At 69.5% G+C, this 19489-nt stretch carries 19 protein-coding genes; 5 read left to right on the forward strand and 14 right to left on the reverse strand.

What is annotated here, in order from left to right; all coding sequences use genetic code 11:
* Nucleotides 1-94: 94 nt before the first annotated feature.
* From infB to htpX, 7 genes are all read right to left on the reverse strand, one after another.
* Entirely contained in the window at nucleotides 95-3082 is a 2988-nt protein-coding gene (gene infB / locus ACWIDZ_RS06275) for a translation initiation factor IF-2 (RefSeq protein WP_453988235.1), read from the reverse strand.
* A 112-nt stretch (nucleotides 3083-3194) separates the two neighbouring features.
* Nucleotides 3195-3869, reverse strand: coding sequence for an RNA-binding protein (locus ACWIDZ_RS06280; protein WP_453988234.1), 675 nt, complete (start codon nucleotides 3867-3869; stop codon nucleotides 3195-3197).
* 18 nt (nucleotides 3870-3887) lie between these two features.
* Nucleotides 3888-5615, reverse strand: a complete 1728-nt coding sequence (gene nusA / locus ACWIDZ_RS06285; protein WP_453988233.1) for a transcription termination factor NusA — start codon at nucleotides 5613-5615, stop codon at nucleotides 3888-3890.
* Nucleotides 5615-6223, reverse strand: a complete 609-nt coding sequence (rimP, locus tag ACWIDZ_RS06290) for a ribosome maturation factor RimP (RefSeq protein WP_346519175.1) — start codon at nucleotides 6221-6223, stop codon at nucleotides 5615-5617. The genes nusA and rimP overlap by 1 nt, the downstream gene beginning before the upstream one ends.
* 114 nt (nucleotides 6224-6337) lie before the next feature.
* A complete protein-coding gene (locus ACWIDZ_RS06295) occupies nucleotides 6338-6823 on the reverse strand; it encodes a hypothetical protein (protein WP_453988232.1) in 486 nt (161 codons plus the stop codon).
* 22 nt (nucleotides 6824-6845) lie between these two features.
* A complete protein-coding gene (gene trmB / locus ACWIDZ_RS06300) occupies nucleotides 6846-7574 on the reverse strand; it encodes a tRNA (guanosine(46)-N7)-methyltransferase TrmB (protein ID WP_453988231.1) in 729 nt (242 codons plus the stop codon).
* 56 nt (nucleotides 7575-7630) lie between these two features.
* Nucleotides 7631-8617 carry a zinc metalloprotease HtpX gene (gene htpX, locus ACWIDZ_RS06305; protein ID WP_453988230.1) on the reverse strand — a complete coding sequence of 329 codons (987 nt, stop codon included), beginning with the start codon at nucleotides 8615-8617 and terminating at the stop codon, nucleotides 7631-7633.
* Nucleotides 8618-8715: 98 nt separating this feature from the next.
* Between htpX and ACWIDZ_RS06310 the strand changes: the two genes are divergently transcribed.
* Together ACWIDZ_RS06310 and ACWIDZ_RS06315 are read left to right on the forward strand one after the other, a co-directional pair.
* The gene (locus ACWIDZ_RS06310) at nucleotides 8716-8958 is read left to right on the forward strand and encodes a DUF1674 domain-containing protein (protein WP_453988229.1); all 243 of its coding nucleotides are present in this window, start codon (nucleotides 8716-8718) and stop codon (nucleotides 8956-8958) included.
* A gap of 257 nt (nucleotides 8959-9215) precedes the next feature.
* Entirely contained in the window at nucleotides 9216-10043 is an 828-nt protein-coding gene (locus ACWIDZ_RS06315) for a hypothetical protein (RefSeq protein ID WP_453988228.1), read from the forward strand.
* Nucleotides 10044-10123: 80 nt separating this feature from the next.
* On the opposite strand, the gene pyrF is transcribed toward ACWIDZ_RS06315, so the two are convergent.
* Nucleotides 10124-10858 (reverse strand): orotidine-5'-phosphate decarboxylase, encoded by a 735-nt coding sequence (gene pyrF, locus ACWIDZ_RS06320; RefSeq protein ID WP_453988227.1) that lies wholly within the window; start codon nucleotides 10856-10858, stop codon nucleotides 10124-10126.
* A gap of 97 nt (nucleotides 10859-10955) precedes the next feature.
* Between pyrF and ACWIDZ_RS06325 the strand changes: the two genes are divergently transcribed.
* On the forward strand, nucleotides 10956-11654 hold the full coding sequence (locus tag ACWIDZ_RS06325; RefSeq protein WP_291780206.1) for a MarC family protein: 699 nt from the start codon (nucleotides 10956-10958) through the stop codon (nucleotides 11652-11654).
* A gap of 3 nt (nucleotides 11655-11657) precedes the next feature.
* Here ACWIDZ_RS06325 and ACWIDZ_RS06330 read toward each other — a convergent pair whose 3' ends face one another.
* The 4 genes from ACWIDZ_RS06330 to glpK all read right to left on the reverse strand — a co-directional run bounded on the left by ACWIDZ_RS06330 (nucleotide 11658) and on the right by glpK (nucleotide 15625).
* On the reverse strand, nucleotides 11658-12464 hold the full coding sequence (locus ACWIDZ_RS06330; protein WP_453988226.1) for an SDR family NAD(P)-dependent oxidoreductase: 807 nt from the start codon (nucleotides 12462-12464) through the stop codon (nucleotides 11658-11660).
* A 10-nt stretch (nucleotides 12465-12474) separates the two neighbouring features.
* Nucleotides 12475-12951, reverse strand: a complete 477-nt coding sequence (locus tag ACWIDZ_RS06335; protein ID WP_291780212.1) for an Rrf2 family transcriptional regulator — start codon at nucleotides 12949-12951, stop codon at nucleotides 12475-12477.
* Nucleotides 12952-13040: 89 nt separating this feature from the next.
* On the reverse strand, nucleotides 13041-14129 hold the full coding sequence (locus ACWIDZ_RS06340; RefSeq protein WP_453988225.1) for a phosphotransferase family protein: 1089 nt from the start codon (nucleotides 14127-14129) through the stop codon (nucleotides 13041-13043).
* Complete coding sequence (gene glpK, locus ACWIDZ_RS06345) at nucleotides 14126-15625, reverse strand: glycerol kinase GlpK (RefSeq protein ID WP_453988224.1); 1500 nt, start codon at nucleotides 15623-15625, stop codon at nucleotides 14126-14128. The genes ACWIDZ_RS06340 and glpK overlap by 4 nt, the downstream gene beginning before the upstream one ends.
* 57 nt (nucleotides 15626-15682) lie before the next feature.
* On the opposite strand from glpK, the gene ACWIDZ_RS06350 reads away from it, so the two are divergent.
* Both ACWIDZ_RS06350 and ACWIDZ_RS06355 read left to right on the forward strand, forming a co-directional pair.
* Entirely contained in the window at nucleotides 15683-16657 is a 975-nt protein-coding gene (locus ACWIDZ_RS06350) for a threonine ammonia-lyase (RefSeq protein WP_453988223.1), read from the forward strand.
* Nucleotides 16658-16711: 54 nt separating this feature from the next.
* Nucleotides 16712-17167 carry a MaoC family dehydratase gene (locus ACWIDZ_RS06355; RefSeq protein WP_453988222.1) on the forward strand — a complete coding sequence of 152 codons (456 nt, stop codon included), beginning with the start codon at nucleotides 16712-16714 and terminating at the stop codon, nucleotides 17165-17167.
* A 113-nt stretch (nucleotides 17168-17280) separates the two neighbouring features.
* On the opposite strand, the gene ACWIDZ_RS06360 is transcribed toward ACWIDZ_RS06355, so the two are convergent.
* Nucleotides 17281-18210 (reverse strand): Gfo/Idh/MocA family oxidoreductase, encoded by a 930-nt coding sequence (locus ACWIDZ_RS06360; protein ID WP_453988221.1) that lies wholly within the window; start codon nucleotides 18208-18210, stop codon nucleotides 17281-17283.
* A 4-nt stretch (nucleotides 18211-18214) separates the two neighbouring features.
* Nucleotides 18215-19375 (reverse strand): DegT/DnrJ/EryC1/StrS family aminotransferase, encoded by a 1161-nt coding sequence (locus ACWIDZ_RS06365; protein ID WP_453988220.1) that lies wholly within the window; start codon nucleotides 19373-19375, stop codon nucleotides 18215-18217.
* Between the last annotated feature and the right edge of the window lie 114 nt (nucleotides 19376-19489).

A 19489-nucleotide genomic window follows, 5' to 3' on the forward strand; every position in this document is an offset into this window, starting at 1 on the left:
GGATTAAGAAACAGCGCGCGCCCACCAAATACAAAGGGCGCGGCTTCTCTCGAAACCGCGCCCTTCATGTTTCAGGCCATGAGGCTCAGGCGTCCTAGTCCAGGGTGCGCTTGATCTCTTCGACGGTGAAGCACTCGATGTAGTCGCCTTCCTTGATGTCCTGGAAGCCGGCGAACTGCATGCCGCATTCCTGACCCGAAGGCACTTCGTTGACCTCGTCCTTGAAGCGCTTGAGCGTGTTGAGCACGCCCAGCTCCAGCACCACCACGTCGTCGCGGATGATGCGGACGCGCGCGCCCTTGCGGACCACGCCCTCGGTGACGCGGCAGCCCGCGACCCGGCCGACCTTGGTGATGTCGAACGTCTGCAGCACCTTGGCGTTGCCCAGGAAGGTTTCGCGCTGGAGCGGCGCCAGCATGCCCGAAAGCACGCCCTTAATGTCGTCCAGCAGGTCGTAAATGATCGAGTAGTAGCGGATCTCGACGCCTTCACGCTCAGCCAGTTCGCGCGCCTGCTTCGACGCACGGACGTTGAAGCCCAGGATCGGCGCCCCGGCCGACTTGGCCAGGTTGACGTCGCTCTCGGTGATGCCGCCGGCGCCGTGCATGACCACGCGGGCCCGCACTTCGTCGTTGCCCATCTTCTCCAGCGAGGTGGTGATGGCCTCGGCCGTACCCTGCACGTCCGACTTGATGAGGACCGGCAGCTCGCTGATCTTCTTCGACCCGAGCTTGGCCATCATGTCGGCCAGCGACAGGCTGCCGCCGGAGACCTGACCCTTTTCACGCTTCACGCGCTGACGGTATTCGGTCAGTTCGCGAGCGCGGGCCTCGCTCTCCACCACGGCGAAGACGTCGCCCGGCGTCGGAGCTTCCGACAGGCCCAGGATCTCGACCGGCACCGAAGGACCGGCTTCGCTCAGCTGGGCGTTGCGCTCGTCCAGCAGGGCGCGCGCCTTGCCCCAGGCGGAGCCGGCCACGACGATGTCGCCGCGCTTCAGCGTGCCGCGCTTGACCAGGACGGTCGCGACCGGGCCGCGGCCCTTGTCCAGCTGGGCCTCGATCACCACGCCCTCGGCCGAGCGATCGGCGTTGGCGCGCAGGTCCATGACTTCCGCCTGCAGCAGGATGGCGTCGGTCAGGCCGGTCAGGTTGATCTTCTCCTTGGCCGACAGCTCGATGATCTGCGTGTCGCCGCCCAGGGATTCCGCGATCACCTCATACTGCAGCAGTTCGTTGACGACCTTCTGCGGGTTGGCGTCGGGCTTATCGACCTTGTTGACCGCCACGATGATCGGCGAACCGGCCGCCTTGGCGTGCTGGATGGCCTCGACCGTCTGCGGCATGACGCCGTCGTCGGCCGCCACCACCAGGACGACGATGTCGGTGACGTTGGCGCCGCGCGCCCGCATCGCCGAGAAGGCCGCGTGGCCCGGCGTGTCCAGGAAGGTGATGCGCTGACCGTCGGCCAGGCGCACCTGATAGGCGCCGATGTGCTGGGTGATGCCGCCGGCTTCGCCCGCCGCCACGTCCGTGGTGCGCAGGGCGTCCAGCAGCGAGGTCTTGCCGTGGTCGACGTGGCCCATGATGGCCACGACCGGGGCGCGCAGCTCGCCGGAATCGGCGTCGTCGGCCTCGGCGATGAAGCCTTCCTCGACGTCGGATTCGGACACGCGCTTGACCGCCATGCCGTATTCCTCGGCCACCAGTTCGGCGGTGTCGGAATCGATCACGTCGTTGATCTTCATCATCAGGCCCTGACGCATCAGGAACTTGATGATGTCGACGCCGCGCACGGCCATGCGGTTGGCCAGTTCGCCGACGGTGATGGTGTCGGGAATGACCACCTCACGCGGACGGTTGGGCGTTTCGGTCGAGCCGCCGCGGCGCTTTTCCTTCTCGCGTTCGCGAGCGCGGCGCACCGAGGCCAGCGAGCGCATGCGCTCGACGGCGTCCTCGTCGCCTCCCGCCACCGAGTGGATGGTCAGGCGGCCTTCGCGGCGCTTGGGCTCGCCGCGCGTGCGGCTGACGGCCTTGCCCGGCGCATTGTCGGCGAAACGCTTGTCGCGGTCGTCCTCGCGACCGCCCGGACGGGCGAAGCCGCCGCCGGCGCGGCTGGGACGGGCCACCTCGGGCTGGGCCGGGGGCTGGTTGGGGGCCGGACGCGCGCCGGGACGGGCCGCGCCGGGCGCGCCGGTGCGGGCGCCGGGGGCCGGACGCGGATTCAGCGCCGAATAGCGGACGGTCTGGGCCGGACGCGCGGGACGTTCGCCGCCCTCGCGGCCGCCTTCGCGCGGCGCCTGTTCACGCGTCTGCGGACGCTCGCCGCCGCCCATGGCCTGTTCGCGGGCCGAACGGCCGCCGAAGGCCGGACGCTCCAGCGGCGCGCGGCCGGTCGGGATCTTGGGCGCGCGCTGGCCGAAGTTGACGGCGGGACGCTTGGGCGCGGCCGGAGCGGCGGGCTTGGCCGGCTCGGGCTTGGCCTCGACCTTGGGGGCCTCGGCCTTGGGCGCTTCAGCCTTCGGCGCTTCGACCTTGGGCGCGGCCGGCTTGGCCGGCGCAGGCGCCGGAGCGACGGCGCTCAGCTTGGCGGCCTCGACGCGCGCAGCCTCGGCCGCAGCCTTGGCGGCGGCGGCTTCAGCGGCGGCCTTGGCGGCGGCGGCCTCGACGGCGGCGGCCTGTTCGCGCTCGGCGGCCTTGGCGGCGACAGCCTTGCGTTCGCGCTCGGCGGCCTGCTGGGTCGCCAGGGCGATGGCGCGGCGACGGGCCTCCTGCTCCTCGGCCGACAGGCCTCCGCCCGCCGGCTGACGCGGCACGGCCGAACGCGGCGCTCCGCCTTCAGGGCGCGGACGCGCGACATCGAAGCCCTGCGGGCGCTGATGCCCGCCCTGGGGGCCGGCGCGGCGCTTGGTCTCGACGACGACGGTCTTGGAGCGGCCGTGGCTGAAGCTCTGTTTCACCGTGCCGGTCGAGACCGAACCCGTCGCGCGCGGCTTCAGGCTCAGCGGAGCGCGCGGCCCCGTCTGCGAAGGCGCGTTGGCAGGAGTCTTGCCGTCGTTGGAATTGTTGTTTTCGTCGCTCATCCGGTCGCTTTACTCAGGGCGGAGAATTCCGCCTTCGTCTCTCTCAATCACCCATAGCAGAATGCGGCCCCGCCTCCGTTGTTTCGGAAACAGGCCCGCAGCCGCTCAAACCCTAAGGCTCTCCTTCCGGAGCCACGCTCCGGTCGTCCTCTGCGCCGTGTTCGGGCCCCGCCCGGTTCCAGCTCTGGGGACAGAGAGGTCGAAATCCCGCCAGCCGCTGAACCTCCAGAGTCCAGCGATCGGCCCGCCCGCCTTGCAGCAGGACGGCGTGTATCGCATTTTCCAGCCCAAGGGCCAAACTCAAATCGTCCGCGCTGAAAGCCCCGCAGATTTCGGGGGCGGGCGAGGCATGTCTGGAGAGGGCCAGAAGCTTGCCGCGCCCGTCGGCCGAGCCGTCGGCGGCTTCGATCAGCCATGCGGCGCGGCCGCTGCGGATCGCCGCAGCGCATTTCTCGAAGCCAGAGATAAGCACGCCTTCGCGCCGGGCAAGGCCCAGCTGGTCCAGACAGCGCCGAACCAGCAGGTTTTCGACCAGATCGGGCAGGTCGGCGGCGGGCTTCAGCGGCGCCTTGGCTGCGCGGGCGAACAGGTTCTTCTTGATCGCCGCCTCCAGCGAGGCGCGATCGGCCGACACCCACAGGCCCCGACCCGGCAGCTTGCGCGCCAGGTCGGGAACCACCGCGCCGTCCAGGCCGGCCACGAAACGGATCAGGCGAGATTCATCGAGGGCCTGGCGCGACGCCAGGTCCTGACGATCCCTATCGATCAACGTCTCGGACGACCTCATGGACGGCTGCGGCTCCCATCACATGTCGCGGGACTGGTCGTCGAGGTCGTCCGAAGCGACCTCCGCGTCAGCCTCGGCGACGGCCTCTTCCTGGCCTTCGCCTTCGCCCTCGCCCTCGCCCTCATACGCCTCTTCCTCGACGTATTCCGGCTGGGGCAGTTCCGAAGCGTCGATCCAGCCGGCGGCCACGCGGGCCTGCAGGATCAGCATTTCGGCGTCTTCCTGGCTCAGGTTGAAGCTTTCCAGCACGCCCGGAACCTTGACCCGCTCGCCGCCGCGCACTTCGTAGCCGCCGCGGATCTCGTCGGTGGCCAGGTCGGCCAGGTCCTCGACCGTCTTCACCCCGCCTTCGCCCAGGGCGACGGCGATGGCGGCGGTCACGCCCGGCACGTCCAGAACACCGTCCTCGACGCCCAGGGCCACGCGCTTGGCGTCCAGTTCAGCGGCCTGACGCTCCAGGTGCTCGCGAGCACGGGTCTGCAGCTCTTCGGCGGTGTCCTCGTCGAAGCCTTCGATCTCGGAAATCTCATAGGGCTCGACGAAGGCCAGGTCCTCGACCGTGGCGAAGCCTTCGGTGACCAGCAGCTGGGCGATGGTCTCGTCCACGTCCAGGGCTTCCTGGAACAGGGAAGTGCGCTCGGCGAACTCGCGCTGACGGCGCTCGGAGTCCTGGGCTTCGGTGATGATGTCGATCTGCCAACCGGTCAGCTGCGAGGCCAGGCGGACGTTCTGGCCGCGACGGCCGATGGCCAGCGACAGCTGTTCATCGGGCACCACCACCTCGACGCGGTCGGCCTCTTCGTCCAGCACCACCTTGGAGACTTCGGCCGGAGCCAGGGCGTTGACGATGAAGGTCGGCTCGTCCTCGTTCCACTGGATGATGTCGATCTTCTCGCCCTGCAGCTCGGCGACGACCGCCTGCACGCGCGAGCCGCGCATGCCGACGCAGGCGCCGACCGGATCGATCGAGGAGTCGTTCGACAGCACGGCCATCTTGGCGCGCGAACCGGCGTCGCGGGCGGCGGCGCGGATCTCGATCACGCCGTCGTAGACCTCCGGCACTTCCTGGGCGAACAGCTTGGCCATGAAGCCGGGGTGGGCGCGCGACAGCATGACCTGCGGGCCCTTGGCCTCCGGGCGCACGTCATAGATGTAGGTGCGGACGCGGTCGCCGATGTTGAACACCTCGCGCGGGATCGACTGATCGCGGCGCATGATGCCTTCGCCACGGCCCAGGTCGACGATGGTGTTACCGTATTCGACCCGCTTGACCGTGCCGTTGACGATCTCGCCGACGCGGTCCTTGAACTCTTCGTACTGGTTGGCGCGCTCGGCCTCGCGGACCTTTCCGGTCACGACCTGGCGAGCCATCTGGGTCTGGACGCGGCCGAACTCGAACGGCGGCAGGACCTCGACGTACTCCTTGCCGACCTCGGCCTCGGGGTCGCGCTTCAGGGCGTCGCGCAGACGCACCATGGCGCTGTCGTTGAACTCTTCCAGCTCGTCTTCCGGCTGCCAGTCATCGGCGACGATGGTGACGTGGCGGGTCAGGCTCAGCTCGCCGGTCTTGTGGTCGATCTTGGCGCGGATGTCGTGGTGCGCGCCATAGCGCGACTTGGCGCCCTTCTGGATCGCTTCCTCGATCGCCTCGATGACGATCTCCCGGTCGATGCTCTTCTCGCGCGCGACAGCGTCGGCGATGGAGAGCAGTTCCAGGCGGTTGGCGGAGATTCCGGTCACGGCCATCAGGCGTCGTCCTTGGTGGAGTCTGGGTTGGATTGTTCGATATCCGGCGCGCCCCCAGACGTATCTTGGGGCAGGCCGTCGTCTTCGGGTTCGCCGCGCGCCGCGCGCAGGGCGGCGCCGCGCTTCAGCAGTTCGTCGGTCAGCACCAGCTTGGCGTCAGCCAGCCAGGCGAAGGGGATCAGGGCGGTCTCGTCCTCGCCCTCCAGATCGATGGCGACGTCCTCGCCCTCGGTTCCGGCCAGCAGGCCCTTGAAGCGCTTGCGGCCCTCGACCATGCGGTCGGTCTCGAGGCGCGCCTCAAGCCCCTCGAACAGGTCGAAGTCGATCAGGCGCGTCAGCGGCCGGTCGATGCCGGGCGAAGAGACTTCCAGCAGATACTCGCCCGCGATCGGGTCGGCGGCGTCCAGCACCTCGGACACGGCGCGCGACAGGCGGGCGCATTCCTCGACCGAGATGTCGTGGTCGACCTGGCGCTCGGCCATGATCTGCAGCCGACGCCGCAGCGTCCCGCCCATCAGGCGCACGCGCACGACCGCCAGCCCCAGGCTCTCGGCCACGGGGTCGATCAGCTCCAGCAGAGCGCGGTCTTCGGCGGTCTTGGCCCGCAAGCGGATACTCCAGAAAACAAAAGCGACGGTCCGTCCGGACCGCCGCTTGAAACGACGCCGTTGGACGCCGGTCTAACGATGTGAGCGGTCATATAGGCGAAAGCGGGGGCCGTGTCAGCCCCCTGCCGACACCCTCGCCGTTCGCCGCCTCGACAGCCAGCGATAAAGCGCCCCTACAGCGAACCCCGCCAGTATAATGCAGGCCGGCGCGGCCCAGCCGTCCATCCCCAGCGCGTCCTTGCCGGCTTCGACAACTTTCCAGGGCGCGAAAAAGCCCAGCGCTTCCAGTCCCAGCGCCGCCGCCCCCAGCGAAGCCGCTACATAGGCCGACGCCGCCAGAGCGCCCGCTACGCTCCACGCAGTCACCGACGCCGTCGACAGGAAGCGCTCAGCCAAAATGCAGCCGAAGCTCCCGAACAGGAGTGATGGGATGAGGCCGTAAAACAGCACAAACATCCAGACGAACGGCGACAACATCACCAATGTATCCGGGACGCCCGCCAGACGCCCCGCCAGGCCGTAAAAGATCGCCGACAACACTGGAGCGAGCACGACGCAGAGCAGAAGCTGGGGCCAGTGGGGATCAGCCGTTCCAGACACTGACCGCCCCTCGCCCATCGCTTTAACTCCGCACGAACTCGAGGAAGATCGGCGTCGTGTCGCCCAGCTTCTTTTCCTCATAGCGGGTGACGACGTGGTCTTCGGGCGCGGCGAACCAGTCGGCGCCCATCTCGATGCGCGTCAGCCCCGGCGTGCGCGCCAGCCGCTCCAGCGCCCAGTCGGCGTAGTCCAGCCAGTCGGTGACGAAGCGCACCCGGCCGCCCGGCTTCAGCAGGCGGGCGATCTCCACCGCCGTCTCGTCCTGCAGGAAGCGGCGCTTGTTGTGGCGCGCCTTGTGCCAGGGGTCGGGGAACAGGATCATCACCCGGTCCAGCGAAGCGTCCGGCAGGGCCGCCATCACCGCGCGGGCGTCGTCGGCGTGCAGGCGCACGTTCTCAAGCCCGCCCTCCTCGACGTGACGCAGGGCCGAGGCCACGCCGTTCAGAAAGGGCTCGCAGCCGATCATCACCGCCTCGGGATGACGCGCCGCCTGGGCCGCCAGATGCTCGCCGCCGCCGAAGCCGATCTCCAGCCACGCCGCTTTCGCTTCCGGCATCAGGGCCAGCGGGTCGATCGGCCCCTTGGCCGGATCCGGCACGGCGATGCGCGGCATCAGGGTGTCGAACAGGGCCGCCTGCTTCGCCTTGATCGGCCGCGACTTGATGCGTCCGAAGGAGCGCAGCGGGCCATGCGCCCTAGCCCACTCGGGGCGGTCGGCGTCGGACGGCTTGGGGTCGGTCTCGTCGGTCATGGCGCGCGCTCTAGCGGCTTAAGCCCGCGCACGCAAAGCCCATGCCTGCCGAAAGCTCAACCCCAGGGGCCGCGTGGCGGCGCAGCGGGCGCGTCGTCGGTCGTCGGCACGCTGGTCCCCCGGATCGGCGCGGCCGAAGGCGCAGGCGCGACGAAGGCCGGCGCCGGACGCACGCGCCCGCCCATGCCCATCCGGGCGCCCAACTCCATCAGGGCGCGAACGCGGTTGCCGGTGGCCGGGTGGGTCGAGAACAGGTTGTCCGCCCCCTTCCCGTTCAGCGGATTGATGATGAACATATGGGCCGTGGCCGGGTTGCGCTCGGCCGGGGCGTTCACCGCGCCGCGCGCATAGGCCTCGATCTTCTGCAGGGCCGAAGCCAGGGCCTGCGGGTCGTTGGCGATCTCGGCCCCGACGCGGTCGGCCTCGTATTCACGGGCGCGGCTGATGGCCATCTGCACCAGACCCGCCGCCATCGGCGCCAGCAGCATCAGGGCGATGGTCCCGATCATGCCGCCCGGCCGTTCGCGATCATCGCCGCCGCCGAAGAACAGGGCGAAATTGGCCAGCATGGCGATGGCGCCCGCCACCGTCGCCGTGACCGTCATGGTCAGGGTGTCGCGGTTCTTCACATGGGCCAGTTCATGCGCCATCACGCCGCGGATCTCGTCGCGCGTCAGCATGTCCAGCAGGCCCGTCGTCGCCGCCACGGCCGCGTTCTGGGGATTGCGCCCCGTGGCGAAGGCGTTCGGCTGATCGTTCGGGATGATGGTGATGTTGGGCTGCGGCAGGCCCGCATCCTGCGCCATCTGCCTCACATCGGCGACATAGGCGCGCACCACGGCGTTGGGGTGGGTCTCGTCCACCGGCTGGGCGCGGTACATCTTCAGGACGATCTTGTCCGCGTTCCAATAGGAAAACAGATTCATCCCCGCCGCCACGACCAGGGCGACGGCCATGCCGGTCGCGCCGCCGATCAGATAGCCGATCCCCATGAACAGGGCGGTCATCACGGCCAGCAGGGCGAAGGTCTTCAGATGGTTCATGCGGGCGTTCGGACGAGCTAACGGGCTTCAGGGGGTGGCGTGTTCGGCCTGAACGTCTATTTGAGCCGCAGTATCCCCGCTCTCAAGGCAGGCGACCTGTGACCGAACAGCCCACCCCCCCGATCGAATCCTCCTCTGAGGAAGTCTTCAACACGGACGTGCCCCACGCCACGCCCGCGCGCCCGCTGAGCGAAGCCGCCCGCCGCGCCCTGCTGGAAGCGGCCCAGCGCCGCGCCGCTGAGGCGGCCGACGCCCTTCCCCATGAGGTCGGCGGCCGCAAGGGTCCCGAGCCGACCCGCTTCGGCGACTGGGAGAAGAAGGGCCTGGCGGTGGACTTTTAAGGCGCTATCGCTCGCCGCGCGGCGGCTCGCTGCTTGAGCTTCACTAGGTCGCTATCGCTCGCCGCGCGGCGGCTCGCTGCTTGAGCTTCACTAGGTCGCTATCGCTCGCCGCTCGGCGGCTCGCTGCTTGAGCTTGATCGGCGCCATCGCTGGGCGTGCGGCGGCGCTCTTCCCGCTCCGGTTCCCTTGATGGGAGAATAATGAACGCTCCGGCGAGATCCGCATTAACCTTTGCGGCCGAAACAAGGAGCGCAGCCATGAAGGCTCTATTCTACGCCGCCGCCGGCGCGGCGGTCCTCATCGCCGGCGCCGCCGAGGCCCATCAGGCCGGCGCCCGTTACAACGCCGCCGCCGGCTACGCCCGCGGTCCCGTGGTGCAGAGCCGCGCCCAGACTTGGTACAGCGACACCGGCTGGCAGGGCGGCTACGGCCCGATCGAGAGCTACGGCTATGGTTACGGCTACGGCGGCGCCGGGGTTCGCCCGCCGGTCGTGATCGCCCCGTCGCAACCGCCGATCCAGCACGGCGGCTACGCCTATTCCGGCGTCACCCGCTCCATGCCCTTCGGCTATCCGGTCGACGGCTACGGCCGCTACCCCTGGGCCCGCTACGGCTATGGCGGCTACGGCGGCCAGTACAGCGGCGGTCAGTACGGCGGCGGCTATCAGCAAGGCTATTATCAGAGCGGTTACGGCCAGGACTGCGGCCGCTGCGGCCCCCCGCCCCAACCCGTGCATTACCGCTCCGAGCCGATCTACGTCAGCCAGCCGCCGGTCTATGTCTCGCAGCCGCCCGTCTACGTGGAATCGCCGCCGGTCTATGTGCAGCCGGCCCCCGTCTACGTCGAACCGGCCCGCGTGCATGTTTCGCCGCCGCCGGTCCATGTCGCGCCCGCCGACGTGCGCGTCGCCCCGGCCCAGATCGAGGTCGCTCGCCCTGACGTCTATGTCGAGCCGCCGCGCGTCGAAACGGCCCCGCCGGTGGTCAATTTCGAGCAGGGCTACTACGCCGTGCCGCCTGCGCCGCCGCCTCCGCCGTCGCCCACCAAACGGCCCTACCGCCAGGAACGCGGCGAACGCGGCTGATACGACAAGGGCGGTGCCTCCGGACGCCGCCCTTTCTGTTTCACGTGAAGCACGATCCCTTGCGGATCAGGAGCTTGCTCTCAAATCAGGGCGATCTCCTGCGTGATCGCCTGGGCCGCCGCGCGCGGATCGGCGACAGCCGTGATCGGTCGACCGATGACCAGATGGGTGGCGCCGGCTTCCAGAGCGCCGGCCGGGGTCGCCGCGCGCGCCTGATCGTCCATCGCCGCCCCCGCGGGCCGCACGCCCGGCGTCACGATCAGAAAATCCTCGCGCCCCGCCGCCCGGGCGATCGCACGCGCCCCGCCCGCTTCATGCGGGCTGGAGACCACGCCGTGAATTCCCGCCTCCAGCGCCTGACGCACCCGCTGCTCCACCAGCTTCCCCGCCGACAGGCTGTGGTCGTCCGCCTTCAGATCGTCGTCGGTCAGGCTGGTCAGGACGGTGACGCCCAGGATCTTCAGGTCCGATCCCGCCGCGCCGCGCGCCGCCGCCGCCATCACCTGGGGCCGGGCGTGGACGGTCAGCAGGTCGCAGCCCGCATTCGCCAGCACCGCCGTCGCCTTCTCCACCGTCGCGCCGATGTCGTGCAGCTTCCAGTCCAGGAACACCTGGGCGCCCGACGCCTTCAGCTCGCGCGCCAGCCCCATGCCGTCCGAGGCGAACAACTGCAGCCCGACCTTGTAGAAGCCGACCGCATCGCCGATCCGTTCGACCAGGGCGCGCGCATCATCGGTCGTCGGCACGTCCAGGGCGCAGATGACGCGCGGGTCGAAGGGGCGATTGGCCAGGTCAACAGAATGGGCTTCGGACATTTCCGGCTCTCGGCGGCTTGCAGGCGCGCGCGGATGCCCCGATAGGTGGGGCGAGGTGTCGCGGTCGCGCGGCGGGTTTTCAGGGCAAGGGGAAGCAATGAACGCGGTCGATCTGGGGGTCAACCTGTTCGTGGCGCTGTTCGCCCTGCTGGACCCCATCGGCAACGTGCCGATTTTCGCAGCGGCCACGGCGGGCGCCTCCCTGCGCCAGCGGATTTCGGTCTCGGCCATGATCTGCCTGTTCGCCGTCGTCTTCCTCGGCTTTTTCTTCTTCACCGGCCTGGGGCTGCTGCAGTTCTTCGGCATTTCGCTCGCCGCCTTCCGCATCGCCGGCGGCATCCTGCTGCTGCTGCTGGGCCTCGACATGGCGCGCGAGGACTTCCTCGCTATCTTCGCCGACGCCGACGCCGCGACGGACGCCAAGGATGTTCGCGGCTACGCCAAGCGCCGCTTCAAGCGGCTGATCGTGCCCTTCGCCATTCCCCTGATGATCGGCCCAGGCGCCATCTCCGCCATCATCATCCAGGCGGGCGAGGCGGCCAAGCTGGGTCTGGCCGGCACCGTGGCCTCCCTGATCGCCATGGGGGCCGCCTGCGTCGTGACCTTCCTGTGCTTCTCGGCCACCGGCCCGATCAGCCGCCTGCTGGGCGACGTCGGCATGGCCATCGTGGTGCGGGTGCTGGGCCTGATCCTGTGCGCCCTGGCGATCCAGTTCATCCTGATGGGTCTGGGCGAGGCCCTGCCGGGGATGTTCAGCGCGGGCGTCACCACCCCCTACCCCTCCGGCGGGCACTAACCCTCAGAGGCGGTCCAGCCGCCTGGCGTGGCCGCCCACCATCTTCAGCGCCAGGGCGTCAGGCAGCAGCCCGCCCAATGCCGCCAGGACGTTGTTGGCGACGCCCGGCGTCACGCGCGGCCGGTTCGCCTCGACCGCGTCCCAGCCGATGCGGGCCACACGGTCGGCGTCCATCCACATCCATTTGGGATAGGCGGCCGAGACCTGCGCGCGCGAGCCGTTGACGTCGTGGAATTCGGTGTAGGTGTAGCCGGGGCACAGGGCGGTGACGTTCACCCCCGTCCCCTGCGTCTCCAGCCACAGCCCCTGCGACGCCTTGATCAGGAAACTCTTGATCGGGCCGTACAGGGTGTCGCCGCCCGTCGCCGGCATCTGCCCCGCCAGGGAGGCCACGTTCAGCACACGGCCCCAGCCGCGCGCGACCATGTCCGGCAGCGCCAGACGCGACAGCTCGACCGGCGCGGTCAGCATGACCCGGATCATGGCGGCGTGGTCGGCCGGATCGGTGGCGAGGAAGCCGGTGGTGCGGCTGAAGCCGGCGTTGTTGACCAGACCGTCGACGCGCAGGCCGCGCGCCGCGATCGCTTCGAACAATCGCGCAGGCGCATTCGGCTCGGCCAGATCGGCGGCGACAGCGGTCGCATCGACGCCGTGCGCAGCGGCCAGATCCTCGGCCAGGGCCTGGAGCGGCCCCTCGCGGCGGGCGGTCAGGATCAGGTCATAACCTCGCGCCGCGCAGACGCGCGCCAGGGCCGCGCCGATGCCGGCCGAGGCCCCGGTGATCAGAATGGTGCGGCGCCCCTCCCCCAAGGCCGCCTCGTCAGGCCGCGTCGGCGTTGGGACAGGCCGGATGCGGCGCAAAGGCCCGCAGCACCTCGGGGTCCTCTTCCAGCAGGTCGGCGATGGTGATCTTCGACAGGGCCGCGCCCGCCGCCTGATCGGCCGCCGTCAGGGCCTTGGCCACCTGGCGCGGAATATGTTCGCCGACCGGGCAGCCCTTGGCCCCGGCGGGCGGCGATCCCAGATGGGCGCAGCCGTTCACCGCCCTCAGCACCTCGTCCAGGCAGATGGTTTCGGGCCGCCGCAGCAGCCACGACCCGCCGGACGCGCCAGGACGCGTCGCGATCAGGCCCGCCTTGGCCAGCAGGGCGGTCACCCGGCGGATCACCACCGGATTGGTCGGCACCGAGGCGGCCAGGACGGCGCTCGGCTCGGCCTCGGTCGCCGCATAGGCGCCCTTGTGGGCCAGGTAGGCCAGGGCGTGGGCGGCGACGGGAAAACGTTGGCTGTCAGACATCAGGGTTCATGCTCCAGACCGATAGGTAGGCCTTCCGCACCCGTTTCACAAATCAATCCGCAACAAAAACTGTTTTATTAAGACTCCGCTCAGGCGCCCGCCTTCCGCGCAAAGCCCCAGGCGGCGTCCGAAAGCGGGCCGACCTGGGCCGCCATGGCCCGTGCATGGGCGCTGGCGGCGGTCCCGTCGCGCACCCGTCCGGCGATGCCCTGACAGATGGCCGCCAGCCGGAACAGGTTGTAGGCGAACAGCCAGTTCAGGTTCGTCGGCGCCGCCGTTCCGGTCTTCTGCGCATAGCGTTCGACCGTCTCCGCGACCGAGGGGATTCCCAGAGCCTCCAGGTCCGCTCCGGCCAGGCCGTTGCGCAGGGACGCCGGAATGACCCAGGCGATCAGCAGATAGGAGAAGTCCGCCATCGGGTCGCCCAGGGTCGACAGCTCCCAGTCCAGCACCGCGCGCACCTTCGCCTCGGCCGGATCGAGGATCAGATTGTCGAGGCGGAAGTCCCCGTGCACGATCCGCGTCGGCCCCTCCGGCGGCAGGCTCTCGGGCAGGAAGGCGATCAGCCGGTCCATGGCCCCGATCGGTTCGATCTCCGAGGCGCGATACTGCTTGGTCCAGCGCCCGACCTGACGGGCGAAGTAATTCCCCGCCTTGCCGTAGTCCGCCAGGCCGACGGCGTCGGGCTCCAGTCGATGCAGGGCCGCCAGCGTATCGACCTGGGCGTCATAGATGGCGCGGCGCTCCGGCGGGGTCAGACCCGGCAGCTTCAGGTCCCAGAAGATGCGGCCCTCGACCTTCTCCATGACGTAGAAGATGGAGCCGATGACGCCATCGTCCGTGCACAGAGCATAGGGCCGCGCGACCGGAAAACCCTGGGCGTGCAGGGCCGAGATCACCGCGAACTCCCGATCCACGGCGTGGGCGCTGGCCAGCAGCGCGCCCGGCGGCTTGCGGCGCAGCACATAGGTCCGGCCCGGCGTGGTCAGCTCATAGGTCGGGTTGGACTGGCCGCCCTTGAACTGGCGGATGGTCAGCGGCCCGGCGTAGCCCTCGACGTTCGCCGCCAGCCAAGCGTCCAGCGCCGCCTCGTCCAGCCGATGACGGTCGTCCACCTCGCGCGTGCCCGAAAAGGCCGCCTGAGCGTCCAATGTCTGAGCGTCCATGGCCTCGGTCATTCCCCCTCCTCCGGCTGGGCGGCGATGATGGCGGCCCGGACCGCGCCGCGCCAGCCCTTGAGCAGCCGCGCCCGCTCCTCGCCCCCCATGCGCGGGGTCCAGACGGCGGGCGCCTCGGCCGGGGCGGTCCACAGGGCCTCGGTCAGACCCACGCCGTAGGCCGCCAGCCGCGCCGCCCCCATGGCCGTCATCTCCTGGAAAGCCGGGCGTTCGACCTCGACCTCGCAGATGTCGGCGACGAATTGCATGGCGAAGGCGTTGGCGGTGACGCCGCCGTCGACCTTCAGCCGTTTCAGCGGCGGCGCCCCGTCCTTCGTCAGGGCGTCCAGCAGGTCGCGGGTCTGATAGGCCAGACTCTCCAGCGCAGCGCGAACCATGTGCGCCGGGCCGCTGTCGCGGGTCAGGCCGACGACGGTTCCGCGCGCCTCCGGCTCCCACCAGGGCGCGCCGAGGCCGGTGAAACCGGGGACCAGATAGACCCCGCCGTTGTCCGTCAACGACTGGGCCACGGCCTCGGACTGACGCGAATCCGACAGCACCTTCAGCCCGTCGCGCAGCCACTGGATCGCCGACCCGGCCGAGAAGATGGACCCCTCCAGCGCATAGGCCGCCTCACCGCCTGCCGCATAGCCGAGCGTTCCCAGCAGCCGCGAGGTCGAGGCCACCGGCGCCCCCCCGACATTGGCGACCAGAAAGGCGCCCGTGCCATAGGTGATCTTGGCGTCCCCCGCCGTCAGGGCGCCGTGGCCGACCAGCGCCGCGTGCTGATCCCCCGCCGAGCCGTGAATGGGCAGGGCGCGCCCGAACAGCGACGGATCGGCCTCGCCCAGCAGGGCGTCGCAGTCGCGGATCTCCGGCAGGGCCTGCATCGGCACGCCGAACAGGTCGCACAAATCCTGCCGCCACACGCGCGTCGTCAGGTCCATCAGGCTGGTGCGGCTGGCGTTGGTGGCGTCGGTGACGTGGCTGTTCCCGCCGGTCAGCTTCCAGATCAGCCAGGCGTCGATCGTGCCCAGCTTGACCTCGCCCCGCCCCGCCCGCTCTCGCGCGCCGGGCACGGCGTCCAGCAACCAGGCGTATTTCGACGCCGAGAAATAGGGGTCGAGGATCAGGCCCGTCGCCGCCTGCACCGCCGCCTCATGCCCCTCTGCCGCCAGCTTGCCCGTCGCCTCGGCCGTGCGCCGGTCCTGCCAGACGATAGCGCGGTGCAAGGGCTCGCCCGTCGCCGCGTCCCAGATCACCGAAGTCTCGCGCTGGTTGGTGATGCCGATGGCGGCGAAACGGCCGACGCCGCCCGCCTTGCGCACCACCTCGCGACAGGTCTGCAGCGTCGCGCGCCAGATCTCGGCCGCGTCATGCTCGACCCAGCCCGACTGCGGAAAATGCTGCGCCAGCTCGATCTGGCTGACGGCGACCGCATGAAAGGCCCCCTCGGGCGAGACTTCAAACGCCATCGCCCGCGTCGAGGTCGTGCCCTGGTCGATGGCGAGGATCATATTTGCTTGCATGATGTGAGTTATGCAGAGCCTGCGCCGCGACGTAAGAGGGAAGCCATGCATACGCCCAGCTTTGAAGGCGTCGTCGACGCCGCCCGCCAGATCGCCCCCGCCGCCGTCCGCACGCCGCTGATCGAGCATCCGGCCCTGAACGAAGCCATCGGCGGCCGCGTCCTGATGAAGGCCGAAACCTTTCAGGTCGCGGGCGCCTTCAAGTTCCGCGGCGCCTACAACCGCGTCAGCCGCCTGACCGAGGAAGAGAAGACGCGCGGCGTCGTGGCCTATTCCTCCGGCAACCACGCGCAGGGGGTGGCGGCCGCCGCCAAGGCTGTCGGCACGCCCGCCGTCATCGTCATGCCGTCCGACAGCCCGGCGGTAAAGGTCGAGGGCGTGCGCGCCTTCGGCGGCGAGGTCCGCTTCTACGACCGCTGGACCGAGAGCCGCGAGGCCATCGGCGCCGAGATCGCGGCCGAGCGCGGCTCGGTGCTGGTCCCGCCGTTCGACGATCCCTTCATCATCGAAGGCCAGGGCACAGTCGGGCTGGAGATGCTGGAGCAGGCGGGCGTGCCGATGGATCAGCTGTTGTGCGGCGCCTCCGGCGGCGGGCTGATCGCCGGGATCAATCTGGTCATGGCCGAACAGAGCCCCGACACCCGCGTCATCGTGGTCGAGCCCGACGCCTTCGACGACACCCGCCGCTCGCTGGAGGCGGGCCAGCGCACCGCCCATCCGCAGGGGTCGCCGTCGATCTGCGACGCCCTGATGGCGCCCATGCCGGGCGAACTGACCTGGCCGATCAACCGGCGCCTGGCGGGCGCGGCGACCGTCACCGACGCCGAGGTGGCCGAGGCCATGCGCTTCGCCTTCCGCTGGCTGAAGCTGGTCATCGAACCGGGCGGCGCCGTGTCCCTGGCGGCGCTGCTCTCGGGCAAGGTCGAGGCCAGAGGCCTGAGCACCGGCATCGTCCTGTCGGGCGGCAACGTCGACCCCGGCCTGTTCAGCGCGATCATCGAGGGACGCTTCGAGGGGTAGGCCTTGCCTCCGCCCCCTCCCCGCGCAAGGCTGGCGCAAACGGGAGGGCGTCACATGACCAAGGCCAGCGAACTTCAATCCCTGATCGGTCAGGAGGTCGGCGTCAGCCGCTGGTTCGCGCTGGACCAGGCGCGCATCGACGCCTTCGCCAGCCTGACCGAGGACGAGCAGTTCATCCACGTCGATCCCGAGCGCGCCAAGGCGACGCCCTTCGGAGGGACCATTGCGCACGGCTTCCTGACCCTCAGCCTCGCCTCGGCGATGAGCATGGATGCGGTCGCCCCGCTGGACGATCTGGTCATGGGGGTGAACTACGGCTTCGACCGGCTGCGTTTCCTCGCCCCGGCGTCATCGGGATCGCGCGTGCGGGGCCGCTTCAAACTGCTGTCGGCCGAGGACAAGGGGGACGGCCGCTGGCTGCTGAAGCACGAACTGACCGTCGAGATCGAAGGCGGCGACAAACCCGCCCTGATCGCCGAATGGCTGACGATGCAGGTGGTGAAGGCCTAACCTTCCCGCTCATCCCGGCGGACGCCGGGATCCAGTCCTTTGGCCTCAAGCGCCGCGCTTGCCGTTCTCACTGGGCCCCGGCGTCCGCCGGGATGAGCGGAAACGCATGGGCCTTATTCCCCCAGACACCTCAGCGCCACTTCCAGATTGCGCAGGCCGTCTTCGCCGCTGACCGCCGCCGTCTCGCCGGTGCGGATGGCGTGGATGAAGGCCTCATGCTCCTTCTTGAGCGGTTCGGCGGGCCAGGCGTTGAGCATCCGCGTCGAATAGGAGCCGTCCGGCTGCTGGCCGAAGAATTCCGTCACCTGGCGGGTGATCAGATCGGCGACGATGAAGCGGCTCTTGGTCGCCACCTGCAGGACGCGGGTCTTGTAGGGCGTGACCCAGTTGGTGGTGATGTGGGCGATCACCCCATTGTCCATGCGGAACTGCAGCAGGGCCGAATCCTCGCGTGAGGCGTGGGTGTGGCCCAGCAGGGACTGGACCTCGGTCATCTCGGAGCCTGTCAGGTGGCGGATGATGTCGATGTCGTGCACCGCCAAGTCGATGACCACCCCGACCTCGCCCATGCGCGGCGGGAAGGGGCCGACGCGGGTGATCTGGATGGAGATGATCTCATCGCCGTCGATGGCGCGCTTGACCGTCTCGACCGCCGGGTTGAAGCGCTCGACATGGCCGACCATCAGCACGCGGTCATTGGCCTTGGCCGCATCGATCATGGCCTGGGCGTCGGCCAGCGTGGCCGCGATCGGCTTCTCCACCAGCACATGGACGCCCGCGTTCAGCAGGGCCACGCCCAGTTCGGCGTGATAGCGGTTCGGCGTGGCGATGACGGCGGCGTCCAGACCGGCGGCCACGAAGGCCTCGGCCGTCGTCACGGCGGTCGCGCCATAGGCGGCGGCCACGCCCTCGGCCGTCACGGCGTCGGGATCGAAGACGGTCGTCAGCTCCACATCGCGCAGCTCGGCCAGAACGCGAGCGTGGTTGCGGCCCATGACGCCGGCGCCCGCGACGCCGATCTTGAGGGGGGTCTGTTGGGGCATGGGGTCAGGCCTTGAAGCTGGCGACGGCGGCGATGATGCGTTCTTGAGTCTGGGCGTCCAGATCCGCATGCATCGGCAGGCTGACGACCACGTCCTTCAACCGCTCGGTGACAGGCAGGCCGCCCGCCCCGCGCGGATAGTGCTCATAGGCGGGCTGCAGGTGCAGCGGGATCGGATAATAGACCGCCGTCGGCACGCCCTGATCCTTCAGGTGCGCGGCCAGACCATCGCGATCTGAATGCTCGACCGTGTACTGCGCCCAGTTGGAGACATTGCCCGCCAGAACGTCCGGAACCTTGGCGACGTGGGGACGAAGGTCCTCATTGTAGCGGGCGGCGGCGGCGTTGCGCCACTCGATCTCCTGGGCGAAGACCTTCAGCTTCTCGATCAGGACGGCGGCCTGGATGGTGTCCAGACGGCTGTTCAGGCCGATGCGCATGTTCAGATATTTGGGGTCGTGGTCGAAGGTGCGGTCTTTCAGATCGACGCCAACCGCCTTGCCGTGAACGCGGATGGAATCCATCAGCTGGGCGAGTTCGTCGTCGTTCGTCAGCACCGCCCCGCCGTCGCCGTAGCAGCCCAGAGGCTTGGCCGGGAAGAAGCTGGTGGTGGTCACATCGGCCCATTTGAGCGGATGTTGGCCGTCGATGGTGCAGCCGAAGCCCTGCGCCGAATCCGAGATCAACTTCAGGCCGTGTTTGTCGCAGATCGCCTTGATGGCTGGATAGTCGGCGGGCTGGCCGAACAGGTCGACGGCGATGACCACGCGCGGGGTCAGGCGGCCCTCGGCCTTGATCCCTTCGATGGCGCGCTCCAGCGCGGCCGGATCCATGTTGTAGGTGTCCGCGTCCACATCGACGAAGACCGGCTCGGCGTCGAACCAGGGCACCACCTCGGCCGTGGCGGCGAAGGTGAAGCTGGGGACGAAGACGGCGTCGCCGCGCCCGATCCCCCAGACCATCAGCGGCAGGGCCAGGGCGTCGGTGCCGTTGGCGCAGCCCAGGGCGTGCTTGGCCTTGCCGAAGGCGGCCAGGTCGGCCTCGAACTGGCGCACCTGCGGGCCCATGACCCAGGCGCCGCCGACGACGGCCTCCTGAACGGCGGCCTCGATCTTGCCGCCGAGGCGCAGGCGCTGGGCCTGAAGGTCGATGAAGGGGATGGTCATTGCGATGTCGCTCTCTCGATGGGGCCGGCGCGGGCGGAAGTCCAAGGCTCCGGGGCGCGGACGCGAAGGCGGGTCGTCTGTGTCAGTCTGCGTCCTACCAAAGCGGCGGGGTTC

This window comes from Brevundimonas sp. NPDC055311 (assembly GCF_053645695.1).

What these genes read in the sequence shown, in the direction of transcription:
- infB (WP_453988235.1), bottom strand. Translation starts at nt 3,082, where the DNA reads ATGAGCGACGAAAACAACAATTCCAACGACGGCAAGACTCCTGCCAAC.
- ACWIDZ_RS06280 (WP_453988234.1), bottom strand. Translation starts at nt 3,869, where the DNA reads ATGAGGTCGTCCGAGACGTTGATCGATAGGGATCGTCAGGACCTGGCG.
- nusA (WP_453988233.1), bottom strand. Translation starts at nt 5,615, where the DNA reads ATGGCCGTGACCGGAATCTCCGCCAACCGCCTGGAACTGCTCTCCATC.
- trmB (WP_453988231.1), bottom strand. Translation starts at nt 7,574, where the DNA reads ATGACCGACGAGACCGACCCCAAGCCGTCCGACGCCGACCGCCCCGAG.
- htpX (WP_453988230.1), bottom strand. Translation starts at nt 8,617, where the DNA reads ATGAACCATCTGAAGACCTTCGCCCTGCTGGCCGTGATGACCGCCCTG.
- ACWIDZ_RS06315 (WP_453988228.1), top strand. Translation starts at nt 9,216, where the DNA reads ATGAAGGCTCTATTCTACGCCGCCGCCGGCGCGGCGGTCCTCATCGCC.
- pyrF (WP_453988227.1), bottom strand. Translation starts at nt 10,858, where the DNA reads ATGTCCGAAGCCCATTCTGTTGACCTGGCCAATCGCCCCTTCGACCCG.
- ACWIDZ_RS06325 (WP_291780206.1), top strand. Translation starts at nt 10,956, where the DNA reads ATGAACGCGGTCGATCTGGGGGTCAACCTGTTCGTGGCGCTGTTCGCC.
- ACWIDZ_RS06335 (WP_291780212.1), bottom strand. Translation starts at nt 12,951, where the DNA reads ATGTCTGACAGCCAACGTTTTCCCGTCGCCGCCCACGCCCTGGCCTAC.
- ACWIDZ_RS06340 (WP_453988225.1), bottom strand. Translation starts at nt 14,129, where the DNA reads ATGACCGAGGCCATGGACGCTCAGACATTGGACGCTCAGGCGGCCTTT.
- glpK (WP_453988224.1), bottom strand. Translation starts at nt 15,625, where the DNA reads ATGATCCTCGCCATCGACCAGGGCACGACCTCGACGCGGGCGATGGCG.
- ACWIDZ_RS06350 (WP_453988223.1), top strand. Translation starts at nt 15,683, where the DNA reads ATGCATACGCCCAGCTTTGAAGGCGTCGTCGACGCCGCCCGCCAGATC.
- ACWIDZ_RS06355 (WP_453988222.1), top strand. Translation starts at nt 16,712, where the DNA reads ATGACCAAGGCCAGCGAACTTCAATCCCTGATCGGTCAGGAGGTCGGC.
- ACWIDZ_RS06360 (WP_453988221.1), bottom strand. Translation starts at nt 18,210, where the DNA reads ATGCCCCAACAGACCCCCCTCAAGATCGGCGTCGCGGGCGCCGGCGTC.
- ACWIDZ_RS06365 (WP_453988220.1), bottom strand. Translation starts at nt 19,375, where the DNA reads ATGACCATCCCCTTCATCGACCTTCAGGCCCAGCGCCTGCGCCTCGGC.